This is a genomic window from Bacillus sp. LBG-1-113 (assembly GCF_020708615.1).
GTDB lineage: Bacteria > Bacillota > Bacilli > Bacillales > Bacillaceae > Bacillus > Bacillus mojavensis.
Map to the genome: position 1 here is coordinate 1 of NZ_JAJFDG010000002.1, position 20851 is coordinate 20851.

The 20851-nt window shown below is 44.5% G+C and carries 22 protein-coding genes, 17 tRNA genes, 2 rRNA genes, 1 pseudogene and 1 riboswitch; of the genes and pseudogenes, 34 read left to right on the forward strand and 8 right to left on the reverse strand.

Features of this window, described 5'->3' with window-relative positions; all coding sequences use genetic code 11:
• From LJF29_RS05985 to LJF29_RS06070, 18 genes are all read left to right on the forward strand, one after another.
• Positions 1-109 (forward strand): 23S ribosomal RNA (locus LJF29_RS05985); the annotation flags it as partial.
• A gap of 107 nt (positions 110-216) precedes the next feature.
• Positions 217-332, forward strand: a 5S ribosomal RNA gene (gene rrf / locus LJF29_RS05990).
• Between the two features lie 9 nt (positions 333-341).
• Positions 342-416, forward strand: a tRNA-Asn gene (locus LJF29_RS05995).
• Between the two features lie 5 nt (positions 417-421).
• Positions 422-513 (forward strand) — tRNA-Ser (locus LJF29_RS06000).
• A gap of 34 nt (positions 514-547) precedes the next feature.
• A tRNA-Glu gene (locus LJF29_RS06005) sits at positions 548-619 on the forward strand.
• Between the two features lie 9 nt (positions 620-628).
• Positions 629-704 (forward strand) — tRNA-Val (locus LJF29_RS06010).
• 7 nt (positions 705-711) lie between these two features.
• Positions 712-788, forward strand: a tRNA-Met gene (locus LJF29_RS06015).
• Between the two features lie 59 nt (positions 789-847).
• Positions 848-924 (forward strand) — tRNA-Asp (locus LJF29_RS06020).
• Between the two features lie 12 nt (positions 925-936).
• A tRNA-Phe gene (locus tag LJF29_RS06025) sits at positions 937-1012 on the forward strand.
• Positions 1013-1017: 5 nt separating this feature from the next.
• Positions 1018-1090, forward strand: a tRNA-Thr gene (locus LJF29_RS06030).
• Between the two features lie 22 nt (positions 1091-1112).
• Positions 1113-1197: transfer RNA gene (locus LJF29_RS06035), tRNA-Tyr, on the forward strand.
• A 5-nt stretch (positions 1198-1202) separates the two neighbouring features.
• Positions 1203-1276: transfer RNA gene (locus LJF29_RS06040), tRNA-Trp, on the forward strand.
• Positions 1277-1300: 24 nt separating this feature from the next.
• Positions 1301-1376, forward strand: a tRNA-His gene (locus tag LJF29_RS06045).
• Positions 1377-1385: 9 nt separating this feature from the next.
• Positions 1386-1457, forward strand: a tRNA-Gln gene (locus LJF29_RS06050).
• Positions 1458-1504: 47 nt separating this feature from the next.
• Positions 1505-1579, forward strand: a tRNA-Gly gene (locus tag LJF29_RS06055).
• Positions 1580-1584: 5 nt separating this feature from the next.
• A tRNA-Cys gene (locus LJF29_RS06060) sits at positions 1585-1655 on the forward strand.
• Positions 1656-1662: 7 nt separating this feature from the next.
• Positions 1663-1751, forward strand: a tRNA-Leu gene (locus tag LJF29_RS06065).
• A gap of 254 nt (positions 1752-2005) precedes the next feature.
• A tRNA-Leu gene (locus LJF29_RS06070) sits at positions 2006-2087 on the forward strand.
• Positions 2088-2182: 95 nt separating this feature from the next.
• Here the strand turns inward: LJF29_RS06070 and spo0M are convergent.
• Positions 2183-2959 (reverse strand): sporulation control protein Spo0M, encoded by a 777-nt coding sequence (gene spo0M, locus LJF29_RS06075; protein ID WP_168747258.1) that lies wholly within the window; start codon positions 2957-2959, stop codon positions 2183-2185.
• A 152-nt stretch (positions 2960-3111) separates the two neighbouring features.
• On the opposite strand from spo0M, the gene LJF29_RS06080 reads away from it, so the two are divergent.
• Positions 3112-3309, forward strand: coding sequence for a hypothetical protein (locus LJF29_RS06080; RefSeq protein WP_010333477.1), 198 nt, complete (start codon positions 3112-3114; stop codon positions 3307-3309).
• Positions 3310-3349: 40 nt separating this feature from the next.
• Here LJF29_RS06080 and LJF29_RS06085 read toward each other — a convergent pair whose 3' ends face one another.
• Genes LJF29_RS06085 through LJF29_RS06095 form a run of 3 tightly spaced genes read right to left on the reverse strand, consistent with a single transcriptional unit; the run spans position 3350 to position 5087 of the window.
• Positions 3350-4486, reverse strand: coding sequence for a zinc-dependent alcohol dehydrogenase (locus LJF29_RS06085; protein WP_168747259.1), 1137 nt, complete (start codon positions 4484-4486; stop codon positions 3350-3352).
• Positions 4487-4506: 20 nt separating this feature from the next.
• Positions 4507-4866, reverse strand: coding sequence for a spore coat protein (locus tag LJF29_RS06090; RefSeq protein WP_211090770.1), 360 nt, complete (start codon positions 4864-4866; stop codon positions 4507-4509).
• Positions 4863-5087 (reverse strand): hypothetical protein, encoded by a 225-nt coding sequence (locus LJF29_RS06095; RefSeq protein WP_010333480.1) that lies wholly within the window; start codon positions 5085-5087, stop codon positions 4863-4865. Before LJF29_RS06095 ends, LJF29_RS06090 begins: the two co-directional genes overlap by 4 nt.
• A 101-nt stretch (positions 5088-5188) precedes the next feature.
• Between LJF29_RS06095 and LJF29_RS06100 the strand changes: the two genes are divergently transcribed.
• From LJF29_RS06100 to LJF29_RS06110, 3 genes are all read left to right on the forward strand, one after another.
• On the forward strand, positions 5189-5881 hold the full coding sequence (locus tag LJF29_RS06100; RefSeq protein ID WP_229147589.1) for a Type 1 glutamine amidotransferase-like domain-containing protein: 693 nt from the start codon (positions 5189-5191) through the stop codon (positions 5879-5881).
• A gap of 68 nt (positions 5882-5949) precedes the next feature.
• A riboswitch (TPP riboswitch) is annotated at positions 5950-6057 on the forward strand.
• A 132-nt stretch (positions 6058-6189) separates the two neighbouring features.
• Positions 6190-7962, forward strand: coding sequence for a phosphomethylpyrimidine synthase ThiC (gene thiC / locus LJF29_RS06105; protein WP_010333481.1), 1773 nt, complete (start codon positions 6190-6192; stop codon positions 7960-7962).
• Positions 7963-8104: 142 nt separating this feature from the next.
• On the forward strand, positions 8105-8290 hold the full coding sequence (locus LJF29_RS06110; RefSeq protein ID WP_229147590.1) for an FbpB family small basic protein: 186 nt from the start codon (positions 8105-8107) through the stop codon (positions 8288-8290).
• A gap of 39 nt (positions 8291-8329) precedes the next feature.
• Here LJF29_RS06110 and katA read toward each other — a convergent pair whose 3' ends face one another.
• Positions 8330-9781, reverse strand: coding sequence for a catalase KatA (katA, locus tag LJF29_RS06115; RefSeq protein WP_010333483.1), 1452 nt, complete (start codon positions 9779-9781; stop codon positions 8330-8332).
• Positions 9782-10179: 398 nt separating this feature from the next.
• Here katA and LJF29_RS06120 point away from each other — a divergent pair, with 398 nt between their 5' ends.
• The 6 genes and pseudogenes from LJF29_RS06120 (at position 10180) to rpsN (ending at position 14949) form a co-directional block, all read left to right on the forward strand.
• Entirely contained in the window at positions 10180-10947 is a 768-nt protein-coding gene (locus LJF29_RS06120) for an ABC transporter ATP-binding protein (RefSeq protein ID WP_229147591.1), read from the forward strand.
• Positions 10948-10964: 17 nt separating this feature from the next.
• On the forward strand, positions 10965-11966 hold the full coding sequence (locus LJF29_RS06125) for an aliphatic sulfonate ABC transporter substrate-binding protein (RefSeq protein WP_229147592.1): 1002 nt from the start codon (positions 10965-10967) through the stop codon (positions 11964-11966).
• The gene (locus LJF29_RS06130; RefSeq protein WP_229148164.1) at positions 11960-12793 is read left to right on the forward strand and encodes an ABC transporter permease; all 834 of its coding nucleotides are present in this window, start codon (positions 11960-11962) and stop codon (positions 12791-12793) included. The genes LJF29_RS06125 and LJF29_RS06130 overlap by 7 nt, the downstream gene beginning before the upstream one ends.
• Before the next feature lie 19 nt (positions 12794-12812).
• A complete protein-coding gene (gene ssuD, locus LJF29_RS06135; RefSeq protein WP_010333487.1) occupies positions 12813-13949 on the forward strand; it encodes an FMNH2-dependent alkanesulfonate monooxygenase in 1137 nt (378 codons plus the stop codon).
• Between the two features lie 90 nt (positions 13950-14039).
• Positions 14040-14571, forward strand: a pseudogene (locus LJF29_RS06140) (hypothetical protein).
• 108 nt (positions 14572-14679) lie between these two features.
• The gene (gene rpsN / locus LJF29_RS06145) at positions 14680-14949 is read left to right on the forward strand and encodes a 30S ribosomal protein S14 (RefSeq protein ID WP_229147593.1); all 270 of its coding nucleotides are present in this window, start codon (positions 14680-14682) and stop codon (positions 14947-14949) included.
• A gap of 17 nt (positions 14950-14966) precedes the next feature.
• On the opposite strand, the gene LJF29_RS06150 is transcribed toward rpsN, so the two are convergent.
• Together LJF29_RS06150 and LJF29_RS06155 are read right to left on the reverse strand one after the other, a co-directional pair.
• Positions 14967-15440: a hypothetical protein gene (locus LJF29_RS06150; protein ID WP_229147594.1), complete on the reverse strand. Its 474-nt coding sequence runs from the start codon at positions 15438-15440 to the stop codon at positions 14967-14969.
• 1 nt (position 15441) lies between these two features.
• On the reverse strand, positions 15442-15642 hold the full coding sequence (locus LJF29_RS06155) for a helix-turn-helix transcriptional regulator (protein ID WP_168749409.1): 201 nt from the start codon (positions 15640-15642) through the stop codon (positions 15442-15444).
• Between the two features lie 193 nt (positions 15643-15835).
• Between LJF29_RS06155 and LJF29_RS06160 the strand changes: the two genes are divergently transcribed.
• Positions 15836-15909, forward strand: a tRNA-Gly gene (locus LJF29_RS06160).
• Positions 15910-15999: 90 nt separating this feature from the next.
• Here LJF29_RS06160 and LJF29_RS06165 read toward each other — a convergent pair.
• On the reverse strand, positions 16000-16623 hold the full coding sequence (locus tag LJF29_RS06165; protein ID WP_229147595.1) for a hypothetical protein: 624 nt from the start codon (positions 16621-16623) through the stop codon (positions 16000-16002).
• An 83-nt stretch (positions 16624-16706) separates the two neighbouring features.
• On the opposite strand from LJF29_RS06165, the gene queG reads away from it, so the two are divergent.
• The 5 genes from queG to LJF29_RS06190 all read left to right on the forward strand — a co-directional run bounded on the left by queG (position 16707) and on the right by LJF29_RS06190 (position 20844).
• Positions 16707-17852: a tRNA epoxyqueuosine(34) reductase QueG gene (queG, locus tag LJF29_RS06170; RefSeq protein WP_229147596.1), complete on the forward strand. Its 1146-nt coding sequence runs from the start codon at positions 16707-16709 to the stop codon at positions 17850-17852.
• A 79-nt stretch (positions 17853-17931) separates the two neighbouring features.
• Complete coding sequence (locus tag LJF29_RS06175; RefSeq protein WP_229147597.1) at positions 17932-18861, forward strand: amidase domain-containing protein; 930 nt, start codon at positions 17932-17934, stop codon at positions 18859-18861.
• Positions 18862-18899: 38 nt separating this feature from the next.
• Positions 18900-19382: a tRNA (uridine(34)/cytosine(34)/5-carboxymethylaminomethyluridine(34)-2'-O)-methyltransferase TrmL gene (gene trmL, locus LJF29_RS06180; RefSeq protein WP_168747270.1), complete on the forward strand. Its 483-nt coding sequence runs from the start codon at positions 18900-18902 to the stop codon at positions 19380-19382.
• Between the two features lie 116 nt (positions 19383-19498).
• On the forward strand, positions 19499-20140 hold the full coding sequence (locus LJF29_RS06185; RefSeq protein WP_229147598.1) for a YhbD family protein: 642 nt from the start codon (positions 19499-19501) through the stop codon (positions 20138-20140).
• The gene (locus tag LJF29_RS06190; protein ID WP_010333496.1) at positions 20131-20844 is read left to right on the forward strand and encodes a bactofilin family protein; all 714 of its coding nucleotides are present in this window, start codon (positions 20131-20133) and stop codon (positions 20842-20844) included. Before LJF29_RS06185 ends, LJF29_RS06190 begins: the two co-directional genes overlap by 10 nt.
• Positions 20845-20851: the final 7 nt, after the last annotated feature.

Consider the following 20851-nt stretch of genomic DNA (forward strand, 5'->3'; position numbering starts at 1 on the left):
TTCCGCAAGGAAGTAAGATCCCTGAAAGATGATCAGGTTGATAGGTCTGAGGTGGAAGTGTGGCGACACATGGAGCTGACAGATACTAATCGATCGAGGACTTAACCTAATTTCTAATGATGTCACATCTGTTATCTAGTTTTGAGAGAACACTCTCAAAAAAACTCTTGACTTTTTAAGATATACATAGTATAATGTTAAATGTCACTGAAATTGTCTGGTGATGATGGCGAAGAGGTCACACCCGTTCCCATGCCGAACACGGAAGTTAAGCTCTTCAGCGCCGATGGTAGTCGGGGGTTTCCCCCTGTGAGAGTAGGACATCGCCAGGCAGACTTCATTCCGCAGTAGCTCAGTGGTAGAGCTATCGGCTGTTAACCGATCGGTCGTAGGTTCGAATCCTACCTGCGGAGCCATTATTGGAGAGCTGTCCGAGTGGTCGAAGGAGCACGATTGGAAATCGTGTAGGCGGTCAACTCCGTCTCAAGGGTTCGAATCCCTTGCTCTCCGCCACTGATATTTATACATAATCACAATTGAAAGTCTGGGCCCGTTGGTCAAGCGGTTAAGACACCGCCCTTTCACGGCGGTAACACGGGTTCGAATCCCGTACGGGTCATTATATGATGGAGGATTAGCTCAGCTGGGAGAGCATCTGCCTTACAAGCAGAGGGTCGGCGGTTCGAGCCCGTCATCCTCCACCATTATCATCGCGGGGTGGAGCAGTTCGGTAGCTCGTCGGGCTCATAACCCGAAGGTCGCAGGTTCAAATCCTGCCCCCGCAACCAAAAAATATATCCTTTTAAATAAGGAGCGCCCAAAGGGTGCAACCAATTAAAATCAAAATGGTCCGGTAGTTCAGTTGGTTAGAATGCCTGCCTGTCACGCAGGAGGTCGCGGGTTCGAGTCCCGTCCGGACCGCCATTTAAATAATAAGGCTCGGTAGCTCAGTTGGTAGAGCAACGGACTGAAAATCCGTGTGTCGGCGGTTCGATTCCGTCCCGAGCCACCACCTATGCCGGTGTAGCTCAATTGGTAGAGCAACTGACTTGTAATCAGTAGGTTGGGGGTTCAAGTCCTCTTGCCGGCACTGTTTTTTCAAAACTTAATGTGGAGGGGTAGCGAAGTGGCTAAACGCGGCGGACTGTAAATCCGCTCCCTCAGGGTTCGGCAGTTCGAATCTGCCCCCCTCCACCATTTATAGGGGCATAGTTTAACGGTAGAACAGAGGTCTCCAAAACCTCCGGTGTGGGTTCGATTCCTACTGCCCCTGCCAAATTTATGACATCTTGAGATTATGGCGGTTGTGGCGAAGTGGTTAACGCACCAGATTGTGGCTCTGGCACTCGTGGGTTCGATTCCCATCAATCGCCCCATATTATCATTGGGCTATAGCCAAGCGGTAAGGCAACGGACTTTGACTCCGTCATGCGTTGGTTCGAATCCAGCTAGCCCAGTCTCACTTTTATATCAATTGCATATAATGTATTAAGTCCCTTAAGATGCGGAAGTAGTTCAGTGGTAGAACACCACCTTGCCAAGGTGGGGGTCGCGGGTTCGAATCCCGTCTTCCGCTCCAATTACGGCGGCATAGCCAAGTGGTAAGGCAGAGGTCTGCAAAACCTTTATCCCCGGTTCGAATCCGGGTGTCGCCTTTCTTTTGCCGGGGTGGTGGAATTGGCAGACACACAGGACTTAAAATCCTGCGGTAGGTGACTACCGTGCCGGTTCAAGTCCGGCCCTCGGCACCAATTTTACTTACTTGATAAGTTAAATTGGTGTTTGTGCTTGAAAATATAATGAAGCTAATCATATCATTGATCTACTTATGTAGATCATTTTTTTATTGTATGAATATGTCGATGTAAGCATTGGGCTGCATTTCATAGAAAATTGCTTTAGCTACTTATTATTATATTTCCAAAAAAACTTTTTTAAAATCCATTGACACTTTATCATATCCATGATATATTTATATTCGTCGGTTAGATACGACGTAAAACTTGCCGGTGTGGCGGAATTGGCAGACGCGCACGACTCAAAATCGTGTTCCTTCTGGAGTGTCGGTTCGACCCCGACCACCGGTATCCAATAGAACCCTGTTTCTTACATAAGTAAGAAACAGGGTTTTGTTTTTATTAAAAAAAGGAGCCTATGTTTATTATAGGCTCCTTTTTGTTATTTACTCAGCATATTGGTCGATGATCTCTTCTAATACCTCTTCAAGTTGTTCGATATCATCAAGCTCTGATTGTCTGAAACGGACACGTACGAGCTGCTCTCCGTCATTATACATCTCTTCCAGCCATCCTCGCAGGCCTCTTGCCCGGCGATCGACTTCGAAAATAATTTCTAAACCGTCTTCCTCTAAAAGAAAAATAAGCTCTAATTCATCAAGCATCTGACGGTAATAGCCTGATGTTGGAACAAACTCAAATTCTTGAACGAAAGGTAGGCGGCGCTGGAAATAAGATGCCTGTTCACAGTCTGCTTCGTTAAGACGGAAGCCAAGGTTTTCAATTGCTTCTAACACATTTTCAACCCAGGGATGTGCTTCTACGAAGATACGATCGTGATCTGATTTATCAATACCGCCTTGAATGTCAAGGTCTGTCACTACTGCGACTTCTACCTTTCCTACAGTAATCGGTGTATCAAGAGGCAGGATGAAGGAGAACGGAAATTGATGTTCTTCTCCAGGCTGAATGGTGAATGAACCAGTTACCCGAACAGAATGAATAGTTGCGTATTTCCGGTGCTCTTCATCGTCTTTTACAATGACATATTTTGTATTGAGCTGTAAGTCAATGTAGCGGATATCCTGGGCGATTTTTCCGCCTTTTACATGTACAGTTCCGCGGACTTCTTCTCCTGGACAATACGCATCTTTCTCCAGAATGGTATCGACTTTTGCTGCGCCGATGCCGGCACTTGCTGCAAGTTTCTTGAAAAATGACATGTTGATCTTCCCCTTTTTCTTTTTCTCAACAGTTATACGTGGGAAGAAGGAAAAAAGGTTCATTTATTTTGAAATAAATGAACCTTTTTTCCTATAATCGTTCATCTGAGGGACAGACTAAAATTGATGCTTGAGTAAAGGAGGAGACATGAATGAATAAAGAAACGATGGTCGCTGATGAATTACATAGAATGTTTTTAGCTGGTGAACTGCAAATTACAGTCGAGGAGGATATTAACAATCTTTCAGAAAGACTGAGAAGCGGCGAACTCAGATTAGACAGTTTGACGGGGGAAGATGCGTTTATAAAAGAAACAGTAAACGAAGCATTAAGAAGAGTGGAGCAATAAAATAAAAAGGCGGTTTCTCAAAATGAGAGACCGCCTTTTTTTATGGTTTCAGAAGCACTTTGATAGCTCCGTCTGTTTTCGTATCAAACACCTCATATCCGTGCTTTGCTTGATCTAACGGCAGAATATGTGTGATGATGTCGCCCGGATCTACTTTACCTGTAGCAATCAAATCATACAGGTACGGCATATAATGAATGACAGGGGCTTGCCCGGTTCTGATATTTACATTCCTTTGGAAGATGTCTCCGAATGGAAATGCGTTGTATCTCATTCCATACACACCTGTCACTTGAATTGTGCCGCATTTTCTGACAGCCTGTGCCGCCGTTACTAATGCACCCATGGCTCCGCCGTGCATTTTAACACCGGTGGCGAGAAATTCAAGCGGGGACATTTTGCCGTCCATTCCCACGCAGTCGATGACGACATCTGCACCGCCCTGTGTGATTTCTTTCAAATATAATCCGGCGTTTTCTAAGTGTTCGAAATTAACGGTCTCTACATTGTTTGTTTTTTTGGCGTGCTGAAGGCGGTAGTCTACATAATCCACTGCAATGACTCTTTTGGCGCCTTTCATCCATGCGAATTTTTGCGCGAGCAGCCCGACTGGACCGCAGCCGAGAATAATGACGGTATCTCCCTCTTTTACTCCTGCGTTGTCAACGCTCCAATAGGCAGTCGACATAGCGTCTGAAAGCAATACTAATTTCTCATCTTCTATTTCACAGTCATCAGGCAGTTTAAAGGGAGTGAAGTTAGCATAGGGGACACGCATGTATTCAGCCTGGCCTCCGGGATAGCCGCCTGCTGATTCTGAATAGCCAAAATAAGCGCCGATTTCGCCGTTTGCGTTTGAATTGTCACATTGGCTTTCAAGCTGGTTTTTGCAAAAGAAACATTCGCCGCAGCTGACGTTAAACGGTATGATGACACGATCTCCTTTTTTGACCTTGTGAACGTCGGGGCCTGTTTCTTCCACAATGCCCATTGGTTCATGGCCGATGATATAATCTTCAGGGAAATTGGGAACCATGCCATGAATTAGGTGTAAGTCAGAGCCGCAGATTGCTGTGGTTGTCAGTTTGACGATGATATCATCAGGTTTTTTGATTTCTGGCGCTTTTACCTCTTTGACGCGGACGTCTTTAATGCCTTGATACGTAACAGCTTTCATGCATGATGTCTCCTTATTATTTAGTGATCGGGTGTTGCGAATGTTCCGAGACGATTCGTGTTATCAGGGAAAAGTTTTAGCCCGGCGATATCAATGGCTGTTTGTGCTGATTTCATATCGATTTGAAATTGTTTGTCCAAGTCAGAAGGGAAAAGCCAGCCTTTTTCCATCATGAGCTGTGATAGTTCGCCGTGCAGGTAAATGGCGGCGTCCAATTGATTGCGCAATGCTGTTCTGAGTTCTGGGCTTGCGGTTTCCGTGATGGCGACAGCATAATTTTTGATACCGGTTTTTACGGAAATTAAGAAATCAAGGGCGAGTGCCGAATCAGCAAGGTCAGGCATGCCTTTTGCGTTTTTCGGGTCTAAGAAATCGTTCAATGATCGTCACCTCCTGTTATTGTCGGAGCCTTTTGATAGAGGCTCTGAAGTTCAGTTACGTCCCGTACAGACTGCTGTACATCCTTCTCCATAAGGGCTCTCAGTTCCTGATCGAACACCAGCCCCTGCATCATTTTTGATTTAAGTAAACATACGGTTTTGAAGTTGAGGATTTCGTGTAAATCAACTGTTTCGTGGTTTGCCAAACGGTCTTGTTCCATTTTTTCGGTCACCTCCTGGTTCAAAGGTATTTTTGCCTTGTCTCATGCTTTTATGCGAAAGTGCTATAATGGATAAAATATTTTCTTGGGAGAGTCGGATGATGAAACAAATTATTGCGATGGGCGGCGGTGGTTTTTCAATGGAACCAGATCATCTGGTTCTTGATCAATTTATCATTAATCAGTCAAAGCAGCCCTCACCTCGCATTTGTTTTCTGCCAACGGCAAGCGGGGATGCAGAGAATTATGTCCAGCGGTTTTATCATGCTTTTCAACAGCTTGATTGTGACCCGTCTCATTTGTCTTTGTTTAAGCCGCCGACAACAGATTTAGCCTCCTTTATCTTGGAGAAAGATGTGATTTATGTCGGCGGAGGAAATACAAGAAATTTACTGGTGCTGTGGAAGGAGTGGGGACTGGATCATATATTAAGAGAAGCTTGGGAGAACGGCACTATTTTGGCGGGACTAAGTGCCGGTGCGATCTGCTGGTTTGAAGAAGGAGTGACGGATTCTGCCGGACAGCTGACCGGCTTGAAAAGCTTAGGTTTTTTGCAAGGCAGTTTTTGTCCTCATTATGATGGGGAGAAGGATCGGAGACCTTCATATCATCGCCTGATATTAGAGAAAGCGTTGAGCAACGGTTATGCGGCGGATGATGGAGCAGCTCTTCACTTTATTGATGATCAGTTTTTTCAGGCTGTAAGTTCAAGATTTCATGCAAATACGTATGAGGTGTTGCTTCATGAAAATGGTGTCTCTGAAACAGCATTGCCAATTACATATTTGTCTTGAATATGCTGAATATTTTATACATTCCTCTTTTTTTCAGTTTGTTTTTATGATAAGATGAGTGGGAAATTAATAGTTACTAGGGGTGCCCGCTGGCGGGCTGAGAGAGAAGATATGCTTCTTAACCCTTTGGACCTGATCTGGTTCGTACCAGCGTGGGGAAGTAGAGGAATTGTTTTTATTGTTGCCGTATACTGCAATAATATGTTTCTTTCTGACTGTAACCGGGTTCATTCAACTGAATCCGGTTTTTTGTGCTGGTTATGGGCTTGATTTTGTCCTTTCAAACAAAGAGAGGGGAAGGATAAGTAATGCAAAATCATTCAGTGCAGCAAGCCAACATTTCCATTATGTCGAGTTTTTCGGGGAGTAAAAAAGTATATGTAGAGGGTGCATCGCCGGATATTCAAGTGCCGATGAGAGAAATTGAACTTAGTCCGACGACAGGATCATTTGGCGAAGAGGAAAACGCACCGGTTCGTGTCTATGATACAAGCGGACCGTATACGGACCCCGATGTGAAGATTAATATTCAAGAAGGTTTAAAACCGCTCCGTCACAAGTGGATCACTGGGCGCGGCGATGTTGAAGAATACGATGGACGTGCTGTGAAGCCAGAAGACAACGGCTATAAAAAGGCTAACCCTAATGTAAGCTACCCCGGGTTAAAGCGGAAACCGCTGCGGGCGAAAGCGGGCCAAAATGTCACTCAAATGCATTATGCCAAAAAAGGAATCATTACACCTGAGATGGAGTTTATCGCAATTCGTGAGCATGTGTCTCCGGAATTTGTGAGAGATGAGGTAGCCAGCGGCAGGGCGATCATTCCAGCAAATATTAATCATCCAGAAAGTGAACCAATGATTATCGGCCGGAATTTTCATGTGAAAATTAACGCGAATATCGGAAATTCAGCGGTTACGTCTTCGATTGAAGAAGAAGTGGAAAAAATGACGTGGGCGATTCGCTGGGGAGCAGATACGATGATGGATCTTTCCACGGGGAAAGACATTCATACGACGCGTGAATGGATTATCAGAAATTGCCCGGTTCCGGTTGGCACCGTGCCGATCTATCAGGCGCTTGAAAAAGTAAACGGTGTAGCGGAGGATTTAACGTGGGAAATTTACCGTGACACGCTGATTGAGCAGGCTGAACAGGGTGTGGATTATTTCACGATTCATGCGGGTGTTTTGCTGCGATATGTACCGTTAACCGCTAAACGGACAACGGGAATTGTGTCACGCGGAGGAGCGATTATGGCACAGTGGTGTCTGGCTCATCATCAGGAAAGCTTTCTGTATACTCATTTTGAAGAAATCTGTGAAATTATGAAAACGTATGATATTGCCTTTTCTCTTGGAGACGGGCTTCGCCCAGGGTCAATTGCCGATGCCAATGACGAAGCGCAGTTTGCTGAATTAGAGACGCTCGGAGAACTCACGCAAATTGCCTGGAAGCATGATGTTCAGGTGATGATTGAGGGGCCTGGTCATGTGCCGATGCATAAAATCAAGGAGAACGTCGATAAACAAATGGAAATCTGTAAAGAAGCGCCTTTTTACACGCTAGGACCGCTGACGACGGATATTGCACCGGGCTATGACCATATTACATCAGCGATCGGCGCGGCGATGATCGGCTGGTATGGAACGGCCATGCTTTGTTATGTGACGCCGAAGGAGCATCTAGGGCTGCCAAACCGTGAAGATGTGCGGGAAGGGGTTATTACATACAAAATTGCGGCGCATGCGGCTGATCTTGCAAAAGGGCATCCGGGCGCGCAAATACGAGATGACGCTTTATCAAAAGCCCGCTTTGAATTCCGCTGGCGAGACCAATTTAACCTGTCGCTCGATCCGGAAAGAGCACTTGAATATCATGATGAGACACTGCCTGCCGAAGGGGCAAAAACGGCTCATTTCTGTTCGATGTGCGGGCCGAAATTTTGCAGCATGAGAATTTCTCAGGATATCCGTGATTATGCCAAAGACAAAGAGCTCAATGAGTGGGATGCCATTCAAGAGGGTATGAAAGAAAAAGCTGAGGAATTTGTAAAACAAGGCAGCAAACTTTATAAGTAACAGTATACAAAAGCGATTGACAGTCTAAATTGAATACGTTTTAATATAGCTAATATACATTTCCACCATTTGCTGATCGGATCACCGAAGGCTCTTATCTTTTGAGATAAGGGCCTTTTTATTTTTAAAGGAGGGAGAAATGATGGGAACCAAAAAAGAGAAAGGGAGAAGACACTTCAGAAAACGAAAAACATATGGCAATCAGATGCTGCCGCTGGCGCTTCTTATTGAACAGAACAAGCGGGAGATAATGAATAATGAAGAGTTATTGGAGAAAATTTATATGAAGATTGACGAGAAGCATACGGCAGTCCGTGAATCTATGTAAAAAACCCGCTGAATTAAACAGCGGGTTTTTTCTATGCGATTAAACTTCTTTTTTAATCGGCAAACCTAAGCCTTCTGCCACACGTTTTCCGTATTCAGGATCAGCTTTATAAAAGTGCTCAATTTGGCGGAGTTTGATTTCTTCTTTTTCTACCGGTTTCATTGCATTTACGATATTTTCTACAAGGCGGGTGCGTTCCTCTTCGCTCATTAAACGGTAGAGATCGCCGGCTTGTGTGTAGTGATCATTGTGATCGTAGCTTACGCTGTCAGCCATTCCTTGTACTGGATAAGCCGCTTGTTTATCCTCAGGTGACTCAGTCGGTCCGCCGAAGCTGTTTGGCTCGTAGTAGACTGAGCCGCCGCCGTTATTGTCAAAGCGCATTTGTCCGTCACGCTGATAGTTTCTTACTTCGTTGCGTGCGCGATTGATCGGCAGGGCCTGGTGGTTTGCTCCGACACGGTAGCGATGCGCATCATGATACGCAAACAGACGCCCTTGAAGCATTTTATCCGGTGATACATCAATACCGGGGACCAGTGTTCCAGGTGAGAATGTTGCTTGTTCTACTTCAGCAAAGTAGTTTTCCGGATTTCTGTCAAGAACCATGCGGCCGACTTCAATGAGCGGATAGTCTTTTTGAGACCATACTTTTGTGACATCAAACGGATCGAAGCGATACGTATTTGCGTCTTCTAAAGGCATGATTTGCACATATAATTTCCATGCAGGGAAATCGCCGTTTTCGATTGCATTGAACAGATCTTCTGTATGATAATCCGGGTTTTCACCGGCAATTTTTGCTGCTGTCTTCACATCAAGGTTCTTCACGCCTTGTTCTGTTTTAAAGTGGTACTTGATCCATACGCCTTCGCCTTCGGCATTTGTCCATTTGAATGTATGGCTTCCAAAACCATGCATGTGGCGAAGTGTAGCAGGAATTCCGCGGTCAGACATCAGGATCGTCACTTGGTGTAAAGATTCCGGTGAAAGTGACCAGAAATCCCATACAGCTGTAGGATTTTTCAAGTGTGTTTTTGGATCTCTTTTTTGTGTATGGATAAAATCAGGGAACTTAATCGCATCGCGGATGAAGAATACCGGCGTATTGTTACCGACGATGTCATAGTTTCCTTCTTCCGTATAAAACTTAACAGCAAATCCGCGCGGGTCGCGAACGGTGTCAGCAGAGCCAAGTTCACCGGCAACTGTTGAGAAACGGATGAACAAAGGTGTGCGTTTGCCGACTTCTGATAAGAAAGCAGCTTTTGTATATTTTGTTACATCGTTTGTCACTTCAAAATAACCGTGTGCGCCTGCACCTTTAGCGTGAACGACACGCTCAGGAACACGTTCTCTGTTAAAATGGGCCAATTTTTCGAGTAAGTGTACATCTTGGATTAAAGTTGGTCCGCGAGAACCGGCAGTCATTGAATTTTGATTATCTCCAACTGGAGCGCCCCAGCTAGTTGTCAGTTTATTTGAACTCATGTCATCACCTCTTGGAATTTATATGAACATAATATCATCTCTAAGTAAAAAGTCAATATTATTTTATAATCATTATAAAATAATCATTTATATAATGCGATAAAAACTATTAAATAAAGCAGAAAACCCTTGGCAGAACAGCTAAATAGAGATGATATAGGCTTCAAAGAAAAAAGCGCTATTTGCGAATATGAAAAGTAAGTGATAAACATTAATACAAAAAATATTGGATAAAAAAGAGTTGACATATCGGAATAATTTGAATTAACATGATATTCAAACAAAAAACAATTGGGCAGCTGATCGGACCGCCGAAGGCTCTCATCTCTACAAAAAACAGAGATGGGGGCCTTTTTGTTTTTTTAGAAGGCGGGGTTGGCAGAAGGAGAGGGATAAAAGTGGCTGTGACCATCAGTATCAAGGAAAAAGCATTTGCTCAAGAAGGCCGCAAAACTGCGGTCTTGGAGAATATTCAATTATCAATTGCACCGGGTGAGTTTTTAACGCTCATCGGACCGAGCGGATGCGGAAAAAGCACACTTTTAAAGATAATTGCAGGACTTGATTCTGATTTTAGCGGGCGTATCGAAATTAACGGACGGCATGTGACTGCACCAGGTATTCAGCAAGGATTTATTTTTCAGGAACACCGTCTCTTTCCTTGGCTGACGGTTGAGCAGAATATTGCCGCCGATTTGAATTTGAAAGATCCTAAAGTCAAACAGAAGGTAGATGAACTGATCGAGATTGTCAGATTAAAAGGATCGGAGAAAGCATATCCGCGTGAGCTGTCGGGCGGTATGTCTCAAAGAGTGGCCATCGCACGAGCTCTTCTGCGGGAGCCGGAGGTGCTGCTTTTGGATGAACCGTTCGGTGCGTTAGACGCGTTTACTCGAAAACACCTTCAAGACGTGCTGCTGGATATATGGCGGAGGAAAAAAACAACGATGATACTCGTCACTCATGATATAGATGAAGCTGTTTACTTAGGGAATGAGATTGAGATCCTAAAAGCCAAACCGGGAAAAATTCATAAGCTGATGCCAATTCATCTGGCTTATCCCCGAAACAGGACGACGCCTGATTTCCAAGCGATCAGACAGAAGGTGCTGTCGGAATTCGAAAAAACAGAAGACGTTGAGTATGCAGAAGGATCAGGGATATAGAAAGGGCTGAAGCAGATATGAAAAAAGGAATCATTGTATTGGCATCTATTTTTTTTCTGCTGGCAGGGTGCGGAGCAAATGGAGCCAGCGGTGATAAAAAACCATTGAAAGAAATTCGGATCGGAATACAGCAAAGCTTAAGCCCGCTTTTAATTGCCAAGGAAAAAGGATGGTTTGAAAAGGCTTTTGAAAAAGAAGGCATCAAGGTGAAATGGGTGGAGTTTCAAAGCGGGCCGCCACAATTTGAAGGGCTTGCAGCAGATAAACTTGACTTTTCTCAAGTCGGCAATTCACCAGTGATCGCTGGACAGGCGGCAGGCATTGATTTTAAAGAAATCGGCTTGTCTCAGGACGGATTAAAGGCGAACGGCATACTTGTGAATCCAGACAGCGGGATTAAGGAGGTCAAAGATTTAAAAGGAAAGAAAATTGCTGTAGCGAAAGGCAGCAGCGGCTTTGACTTTTTGTATAAAGCGCTTGATCAATCAGGTTTGTCAGCTGATGACGTGACGATTATTCAGCTGCAGCCTGATGAAGCGGCTTCTGCGTTTGAAAACGGTTCGGTTGACGCTTGGTCCATCTGGGAGCCGTACCTATCCTTAGAAACAATCAAACACGGAGCAAAGCTTCTTGTGAATGGTGAAAGCACCGATTTATATTCACCAGGGTTTACATTAGTGAGAACAACATTCTCTAAGGAACATCCAGACGAAGTGGTCCGTTTTCTGAAGGTTTTTAACCAGGCGGTTGTATGGCAAAAGGAACATCCGGATGAAGCGGCTGACTTGTATGCAAAAATAAAAGATCTCGATAAAAGGGTCGTAGAAAATGTGCTGAAAAATACGGAGCCTCTGAATGAGGTTATTCGTGAAGACATTATAAAAGCGCAGCAGGAGACAGCGGATTTTCAATTTAAAACAAAAGCGATAGATAAGAAAATTGATGTGAGAGAAGTTGTTGATAATTCATTTATCAAAAAAGCGTTAAAGGAAAACGTCTCTGGAGGTGATCCATCATGAAAGCAGAGGCTGCAGGTTCACTGCCGAAAGCAAATGCTGAAGCGATACAAAGAAAGCCCCATAGAATCAAATACGGGTGGGCAAAGGGGCTTCTGCTGCCTGCTGTGCTCATAGCCATCTGGCAGGTGATCGGCAGTCTTGGCATCGTGTCGGCGACAGTGCTCCCTACTCCTGTTGCGATCTTGCTGACGTTTAAAGAACTCATTTTGACAGGCGAGCTCTTTGGCCATCTGCAAATCAGTATATACCGCGCAGCGCTTGGTTTTGTACTTGGTGCGGGTCTTGGACTTTTGATCGGTATTTTGGCCGGATTCTCTAAACGGACGGAATTGTATCTTGACGCATCATTGCAAATGCTCAGAACCGTTCCGCATCTGGCTGTCACGCCGCTGTTTATTTTATGGTTCGGTTTTGATGAAATATCTAAAATTTTGCTGATTGCGCTCGGCGCTTTCTTCCCTGTGTATATCAATACATTTAACGGCATTCGCGGAGTTGACGCTAAGCTGTTCGAAGTTGCCCGGGTGCTTGAATTTAAATGGCACCAGCAGATGACAAAAGTGATTGTGCCGGCATCCCTGCCCAATATATTGCTCGGCATTCGTTTATCGCTAGGTATTGCATGGCTTGGGCTTGTTGTAGCGGAGCTGATGGGTTCGAGTTCTGGGGTCGGTTACATGATCATGGATGCCAGACAATTCTCACAAACAAATAAAGTGTTTGCCGGGATTATCATTTTTGCGGTGGTTGGAAAGCTGACGGATTCTTTTGTCAGGCTGCTAGAACGAAAGCTATTAAAGTGGAGAAACAGTTACGAGGGAAAATAGACGAAAAGGAGAGAGTGATATGGACATTCTTTGGTTTATTCCGACGCATGGAGACGCAAGGTATTTAGGGTCGGAAAGCGATGGACGGACGGCAGATCATGAATACTTTAAACAAGTGGCGCAGGCCGCTGACAGGCTAGGGTATACAGGCGTCCTACTGCCGACGGGAAGATCGTGCGAGGACCCTTGGCTCACCGCCTCGGCGTTAGCGGGAGAAACAAAAGACTTAAAGTTTTTAGTCGCGGTACGGCCCGGGTTAATGCAGCCTTCTCTTGCAGCCAGAATGACCTCTACCTTAGATCACATTTCAGATGGACGGCTCTTGATTAATGTTGTGGCAGGGGGCGATCCGTACGAGCTAGCCGGGGACGGACTGTTTATCAGTCATGATGAGCGCTATGAAGCAACGGACGAATTTTTAACTGTTTGGCGGGGGCTTTTGCGCGGAGAAACGGTTACCTTTGAAGGAAAACATATTAAAGTGGAAAACAGCAATCTGCTATTCCCGCCGCGGCAAACACCGCACCCGCCTATCTATTTCGGCGGATCCTCACAGGCTGGAATTGAAGTCGCGGCAAAGCATACAGATGTGTATTTAACGTGGGGGGAGCCTCCTGAGCAGGTAAAAGAAAAGATTGAGAGAGTCAAAAAGCAAGCGGAAAAAGAGGGAAGAACTGTGCGGTTCGGCATCAGGCTGCATGTGATCGCACGTGAAACAGAACATGAGGCGTGGGAAGCGGCTGAGCGTTTAATCAGCCATTTGGATGATGACACGATTGCCAAAGCACAGGACGCTTTGCGCCGTGCTGATTCTTCGGGTCAAAGGCGGATGGCGGAGCTTCATCGAGGCGATCGGACAAAGCTTGAAATCAGCCCGAATCTGTGGGCGGGTATCGGCCTGGTCAGAGGAGGGGCAGGCACGGCTCTTGTCGGAGATCCGCAGACCATTGCCGACCGTATAGCGGAGTACCAGGCCCTTGGCATTGAATCATTTATTTTTTCCGGCTACCCTCATTTAGAAGAAGCGTACTATTTTGCAGAGCTTGTCTTTCCGCTTTTGCCGTTCGAAAATGAGCGGACAAGGAAGCTTCAGAAAAAAAGAGGAGAAGCCGTCGGAAACACTTATTTTGTCAAAGAGAATCAAGCATCAGTTTAAGCGAAAACACAGCCTCCGAGCATGGTATGATAATCAAAAAAGGAGGCTGTTTTTATGAGAATACTTATTAGTGCCTTTTCTCTGATGGTTATGCTGTCTGCATGCGGAAATACGAAGCACATGGAAATCAAAGAGGCAGATGTTTCAGATATTGAAAAAAACAGAATGAAGATTGCGGCTCCACATTCCTTCGCTGCGGAAGTGACTAATATCAACGAAAGCATTTCTGAGGCTGACATGTACATTGAACATTACCAAAACGGAAAGCTTGTTGAAACGATAGGTCCGATAACTGCTGATTATGCGGAAGAAAATCCCGACACATTACAATTTGTTTATTTTGAGAATGAGGAAGAGAAGAAAAAAATGAGCACCGTTCACTTTGGCATTGTTGATGAACAAGGGAGCAGCACGGCTGCTTCATCGTTTCCAGCGTGACGTCAGCAGTACACAGGAAATGACTCAGAATATATCATCAGCGGAGCCGATTTCTTTCGGAAAACCTGTATTGATCGGCAGCAGTATAAAAGATTCTAACGGTACAATGAAAACCTCTGAAAACAAAAATGAACTGATCAAACATAAAGATGCTCTGCTTTATTATGTTGAATTGCATAAATAGAATGGACGGCTTAGACCGTCTGTTTTACCGAGCGATGTGCTTGCATTTTAGAATACAACATGATACATTTTAAATCGTAAACATTACGATTTAAAGGAGGTTTTTTTCTTGGCTAAGAAATCAAAAGTGGCAAAAGAATTGAAACGCCAGAAGCTTGTTGAACAATATGCAGCTATTAGACAGGAGTTAAAGGCAAAAGGAGATTACAAAGCCCTCAGTCAGCTGCCGAGAGATTCAGCACCTGGAAGACTCCATAACCGCTGTATGGTAACGGGCCGCCCGAGAGGATATATGAGAAAATTTAAAATGTCCAGAATTGCTTTTAGGGAGCTGGCGCATAAAGGCCACATTCCCGGTGTGAAAAAAGCAAGCTGGTAAGAAAAAACTCCGGACGATTACATCGCGCCGGAGTTTTTTTCATTTTTCTTGAAGGAAATGACGTAGGATAGGTGCTGGATGATCATGATGATAAATACGACAATAATAGGGAAAAAGGGAATGTGTGACTGAAACAGCGGATAAAAAATGAGCAGGACAGCGGCGGCAGGCAGTGAAAAGTAGACGGCGATATATGACGCACGGCAGGCTTTTGCCGTCATCATCTGCTCTCTTTCATCCTGTTCCTCAAATTCATCTGGCAGCAGGAGATTTTTTGACACAGGCCTGCTTTTCTTTTGTAAATACATATAAACCGCAGCTGCCGCAATAAAAAGAATAAACGGGGTGATGTTTATTTCAAACATCATCTGGCCGTTCTTTGTGCTGAAAAAGGCTCCAATGCCTTCCGAAGCTTTAAAGTATGCAACAAGTGTCCAGCATGCAAGACCGAACAAAATGAGGTGAAATGCTGCTTTTGTTTTCATGCCCATATTAGTCTTCCTCCTCTAGCCAAAAGACATCCTCCATTTGCATGGAGAAGGCTTTGCAGATTTTTAATGCTAATAACAGTGAGGGAACATAGTCTCCTTTTTCAATTGCTGCTACCGTTTGTCTCGTAACGCCGACCGTTTCTCCGAGTTTTTCCTGAGAATAGCTGAAGCGCGCTCTGAGCTCTTTCACTTTATTTTTCATCATGACGTATGCCACCTTCACATTCTCACTTTCTTCCATTGTATAGTTTATTTAACATTATGTAAATGTAACTTAACAATATTGCAAAAACAAAAATTTTTTTCGACAAATTTTTTATATTCCCTTGACGAAAATTTAATAAACGTGTAACATAATAAAAGTCAAAGCGGTGCTGACACCGACAATCACAAATGCGGGTGTAGTTTAGTGGTAAAACCTCAGCCTTCCAAGCTGATGTCGTGAGTTCGATTCTCATCACCCGCTCCATACATACGTTATTAACGCAGTGTTTCGTTTCTCAGATAAACGAAGTATTGCGTTTTTTTATGTAAAAAAGAACACGAATCTCGTGTTCTTTTACGTAAGCCAATGTACTGTATGGCCGCCGCCGTGAATTTGTTCAAACATTTTCGTTAATGATGTTAAAAGGTTAACGGCGTTTTCTTTTTCAATCGATGGCGGGAAAAAGATGATTTGCAGCATGCTTTTTGTATCTGCTATGACGGGTTTTTGATTGACGTTGTTTTTGAAATCGCCGAAAACACCGTTTTCATCAGAATAAATCAGTATGTTAGCTTTTTCTCCTATTGAAATCCGGACTGGCTCCTGAAGCTTGCCGGCATCATAGATCATAATGGGGAGAGAATATTTTAACGCGAAAAAATGTATGGTATCATGGGCTGAATCCTCGCTTTCCATGAATTGTTCTTTGGATATGGGGATCAACATTTGCTCCATCGGCGTTTTTTCTCCCTCGAATGAAGGGTCCAGCTGCTTAAAGATTGTCTGCCATTCTTTGACGAAAGGCTGGTCCGATATTCCGCCGTCCGCATAGTCAAAAAACAGAGACTCTTGAAATAAACGAAGTCTGCCTTTCAGCATTTGCGGAGAGGAGCCGACTTCAATATTTTCATATATCACAGCGGCTGCATTTATTCCTGCCGCACGTTCAGTAATAACAGGATCAAGTTTGATATTCACATGTATTCACTCCAATTACGGGATATCAACCTATTATACAACGGCTTATTGTTTTATCACAAAGAAAGGAGGCTGTGCAAAACATGAACGTTTATCAGCTGAAAGAAGAATTAATTGAATACGCAAAAAGCATTGGCGTGGACAAGATCGGTTTTACGACCGCTGATACATTTGACAGTTTAAAAGACCGTTTGATTCTTCAGGATTCACTCGGATATCTTTCCGGTTTTGAAGAGCCTGATATTGAAAAAAGAGTGACGCCAACGCTGCTTTTGCCGAAAGCGAAATCAATCGTGGCCATTGCACTTGCTTATCCTTCGAGAATGAAGGATGCGCCAAGAAGCACGCGAACTGAGCGCAGAGGCATTTTTTGCAGAGCCTCCTGGGGAAAGGATTATCATGACGTCCTGCGGGAAAAGCTCGATCTTCTGGAGGATTTTCTGAGAAGCAAGCATGAGGATATCAGGACAAAATCAATGGTCGATACGGGTGAATTGTCTGATCGGGCAGTGGCGGAACGGGCCGGAATTGGGTTCAGCGCCAAAAACTGTATGATTACAACGCCGGAGTACGGGTCTTATGTGTATTTGGCGGAAATGATTACAAATATACCTTTCGAGACGGATGTCCCGATTGAGGATATGTGCGGATCATGCACCAAATGTTTAGATGCTTGCCCGACGGGAGCGCTTGTGAACCCTGGGCAGCTTAACGCTCAGCGCTGTATATCTTTTCTGACCCAGACAAAAGGATTTTTGCCGGATGAATTCCGCACGAAAATTGGAAACCGCCTGTATGGATGCGATACGTGCCAAACGGTATGTCCAATCAATAAAGGGAAGGATTTTCATCTTCATCCTGAAATGGAACCGGATCCCGAGATTGCAAAACCATTATTGAAGCCGCTTTTAACCATCAGCAACCGTGAATTTAAAGAGAAATTCGGACATGTTTCAGGCTCGTGGCGCGGAAAAAAACCGATTCAACGGAATGCGATTCTGGCGCTTGCCCACTTTAAAGACACCTCCGCACTGTCTGAACTGACGGAGCTTATGCATAAAGATCCGCGCCCGGTCATCAGGGGGACGGCTGCCTGGGCGATCGGGAAAATCGGAGACAACACATACGCGGAGGAGCTTGAAAAAGCACTGGAAAAAGAAAATGATGAAGAGGCAAAGCAGGAAATTGAAAAAGGAATTGAATTGCTAAAAGCCGGCATGACTAAATAAGTCTTGTCCTGACATACGTATAGAGCAGAAGGAAAAAACACTTGAGATGCAGCCAAGTGTTTTTTCTCTATAAAAAAGTATGTCGGGTGGGGTGAACTTGAAGCACATATTAGAACAACTAGCGGAGGAGCGTCTTAGCTATCTGGTGAACGGGCATGATCTGAGACAGGAGCCTCAAGTCGGAGACCTGGAAGTCATGGAACGTAAGAAGAAGCTTCTGGAAAAACGTAAGATTGAGATGATAAAAGCGAAAGCGAAAGCTGTCATTGACAATGTGCAGATTGAGGATGACGGAACCACCTGCATCAGGTATATCATACACTTCGAATATTTATACAAGGAGCAGGGCGACACTCTGTATATGGAAGAGCATATAGAAGAAAGAGTCGCTTTTCTTTATGATCAAATTCTGATTAAGGATCAGGAAGTGAAAAAAAAACCGGCGGGATTTAGTGAAGGCCAAAGCATTATTGACTATTCCCAGGAAGAAAGGGAGGCGTTTGGCCGAGCTTTTCAATATGACCGGCTCGGAGCGGTACAATATGCCGAAAAATATTGGAACAAGCGTAATCCGGCTTATAAAAATTTCAGCGATAATTGCACGAATTTTATTTCTCAGTGTCTTCATGCAGGGGGAGCGCCAATGCGAGGCCACCCGAACAGAGGGTCTGGCTGGTGGATGAAACAAAGTTCTTGGAGCTATAGCTGGACGGTGGCTCACTCGATGAAAATGTATTTGACGAATTCAAAGGCTGGCCTTCGGGCGGTGCGTGTAAAATCAGCGGAAGAGCTGGTGCCGGGTGATGTGATTTGCTATGATTTTGAAGGAGATGGCCGGTTTAATCACACAACGATTGTGGTGGCGAAGGATAAAGGCAATATGCCGCTTGTCAACGCCCAGTCCTATGACAGCCGGATGAGGTATTGGTCTTACGAAGATTCAACAGCATACACACCGTCTATCCGATATGCCTTTTTTCATATCGTTGATGATACGACAAAAGAGTAATTAATGATATAATGATGAGCGGATAAGAAAAATTAGAGGTGAACACAGTGGCATTACATGTCGTTTTATATCAACCAGAAATTCCTGCTAATACAGGGAATATCGCACGTACTTGCGCAGCAACAGATACAACGCTCCATCTGATTCGTCCGCTCGGCTTTTCAACTGATGATAAAATGCTGAAGCGCGCCGGACTTGATTATTGGGAGTTTGTAAACGTAGTGTATCATGACTCGTTAGAAGAATTATTTGAGGCATATAAAAAAGGGCAGTTTTTCTTCATCACGAAATTCGGCCAAAAGCCGCATACATCTTTTGACTACACGGATATTAACGAGGATTATTTCTTTGTGTTCGGAAGAGAAACAAGCGGTTTGCCAAAGGAATTAATTCAAAATAATATGGACCGATGCCTGCGTCTTCCGATGACAGAGCATGTCAGATCGCTAAATCTGTCCAATACCGCAGCGATTCTAGTGTATGAGGCGCTGCGTCAGCAAAATTACCGAGATTTAAAATAGTGAAAAACCCGCCCATGTGTATGGGCGGGTTTTTTTATAGAACTGTGTTTTGTTATTTTAGGCTTAACAACGTAACAGTGTTATGTTACAATGTATCCATCAAAGGAGCTGGACTTATGGAAGATCAATTAATCTCTAAAAAAGAATTGCTTGAAGAAACATCCATCTCATACGGTCAGCTGTATCGATGGAAACGGAAAAATTTAATCCCTGAGGAGTGGTTTATACGTAAATCCACATTTACAGGGCAAGAGACGTTTTTTCCTAGAGAGGATATTTTAAAGCGCATTTCAATCATTCAAAAGATGAAAGAAAATTTGTCTTTGGATGAGATGCGGGAGATGCTGTCACCGAAAATGAAGGATGTGAGCATGACGGCTGATGAATTGCTGACGAAAGGCTTGATATCAAAGCCGGCTCTCCATGTCTATTCAGAAGGCGGAGCAGACACGGTTTTTTCTTCTCGAAATCTGCTGTCGCTGTATGTGCTTGAAGGGCTTTTACAGTCCGGAAATGTCAGCACGGAAGAAGCGAAATTGGCTGCTGACGTATTGAAGAAGCATGAAACAGCGGAGATCAAGAAACAGACGGAACTGATCATTTTGCGCAAGCTGGGTGTAACGACTTGTTTTATAGCGGCTGCCGCAGACAGCATCCTTTTTGAGTCGTCCGTTAAGATTGTGGAAAGAGTGGATTTAGCCAATGCTTCAGAGGAATTAAAGACAAAATATATGCAGGAGGGCCACCAATGGAAATAATGGATAATCTGGTGATAAACGGTACGGGGAGTTCGAAGGGCGGAAAATTTCAATCAGTTGAGATTAATGGCAGCGGAACTGTGGCCGGAGACGTGGAGTGTGACTCTTTTTCATTCAACGGCACCGGTAAAGCGGACGGGAGTGTCAAGGCAAAAACAGTAACCATCAGCGGCTCAGGCAAAATTCATGGGGATGTTGATGCAGAATCCATCCGCATGAATGGAACAGGTTTTATCCAAGGTGAGACCGCCGCTAAACAATTGAAGGTCGCGGGATCATCAACATTTGGCGGAGCAGTCAAGGCTGATGACATTGTGATCACCGGAAAGGCGGTCATGGAAGCCGATTGCGAAACGGAAACATTTCAGACTGAAGGGAAATGCAAAGTCAGCGGTCTCCTAAATGCTGATCAGGTGAATATCAAGCTTTCTTCCGGAGAGAGTTATGTGCGGGAGATCGGCTGCCGCCATCTTCAAGTGACGGGCAGAAAAGGGATGCTGACATTGCTGAAGCTGATGCCGCAGCCTGTGTTAACAGCTGAACTGATTGAGGGAGACGTGATTGAGCTGACACATACGAACGCCAAGATTGTGCGGGGAAACACAGTGAAAATCGGTCCGAACTGCCAGATTGAGACTGTGGAATACAGCGGCGATTACACTTGTGATCCGAACGCTTCGGTAGGCACATACACAAGAATGTAAGGAGGAT

Excerpts from the sequence above, each read along its gene's own strand:
- spo0M (WP_168747258.1), bottom strand. The coding sequence starts at position 2,959 with ATGTCATTTTTCAAGAAACTTGCAGCAAGTGCCGGCATCGGCGCAGCA.
- LJF29_RS06080 (WP_010333477.1), top strand. The coding sequence starts at position 3,112 with ATGAATAAAGAAACGATGGTCGCTGATGAATTACATAGAATGTTTTTA.
- LJF29_RS06085 (WP_168747259.1), bottom strand. The coding sequence starts at position 4,486 with ATGAAAGCTGTTACGTATCAAGGCATTAAAGACGTCCGCGTCAAAGAG.
- LJF29_RS06095 (WP_010333480.1), bottom strand. The coding sequence starts at position 5,087 with ATGGAACAAGACCGTTTGGCAAACCACGAAACAGTTGATTTACACGAA.
- LJF29_RS06100 (WP_229147589.1), top strand. The coding sequence starts at position 5,189 with ATGAAACAAATTATTGCGATGGGCGGCGGTGGTTTTTCAATGGAACCA.
- thiC (WP_010333481.1), top strand. The coding sequence starts at position 6,190 with ATGCAAAATCATTCAGTGCAGCAAGCCAACATTTCCATTATGTCGAGT.
- LJF29_RS06110 (WP_229147590.1), top strand. The coding sequence starts at position 8,105 with ATGGGAACCAAAAAAGAGAAAGGGAGAAGACACTTCAGAAAACGAAAA.
- katA (WP_010333483.1), bottom strand. The coding sequence starts at position 9,781 with ATGAGTTCAAATAAACTGACAACTAGCTGGGGCGCTCCAGTTGGAGAT.
- LJF29_RS06125 (WP_229147592.1), top strand. The coding sequence starts at position 10,965 with ATGAAAAAAGGAATCATTGTATTGGCATCTATTTTTTTTCTGCTGGCA.
- ssuD (WP_010333487.1), top strand. The coding sequence starts at position 12,813 with ATGGACATTCTTTGGTTTATTCCGACGCATGGAGACGCAAGGTATTTA.
- LJF29_RS06150 (WP_229147594.1), bottom strand. The coding sequence starts at position 15,440 with ATGGGCATGAAAACAAAAGCAGCATTTCACCTCATTTTGTTCGGTCTT.
- LJF29_RS06155 (WP_168749409.1), bottom strand. The coding sequence starts at position 15,642 with ATGAAAAATAAAGTGAAAGAGCTCAGAGCGCGCTTCAGCTATTCTCAG.
- queG (WP_229147596.1), top strand. The coding sequence starts at position 16,707 with ATGAACGTTTATCAGCTGAAAGAAGAATTAATTGAATACGCAAAAAGC.
- LJF29_RS06175 (WP_229147597.1), top strand. The coding sequence starts at position 17,932 with ATGTCGGGTGGGGTGAACTTGAAGCACATATTAGAACAACTAGCGGAG.
- LJF29_RS06185 (WP_229147598.1), top strand. The coding sequence starts at position 19,499 with ATGGAAGATCAATTAATCTCTAAAAAAGAATTGCTTGAAGAAACATCC.
- LJF29_RS06190 (WP_010333496.1), top strand. The coding sequence starts at position 20,131 with ATGGAAATAATGGATAATCTGGTGATAAACGGTACGGGGAGTTCGAAG.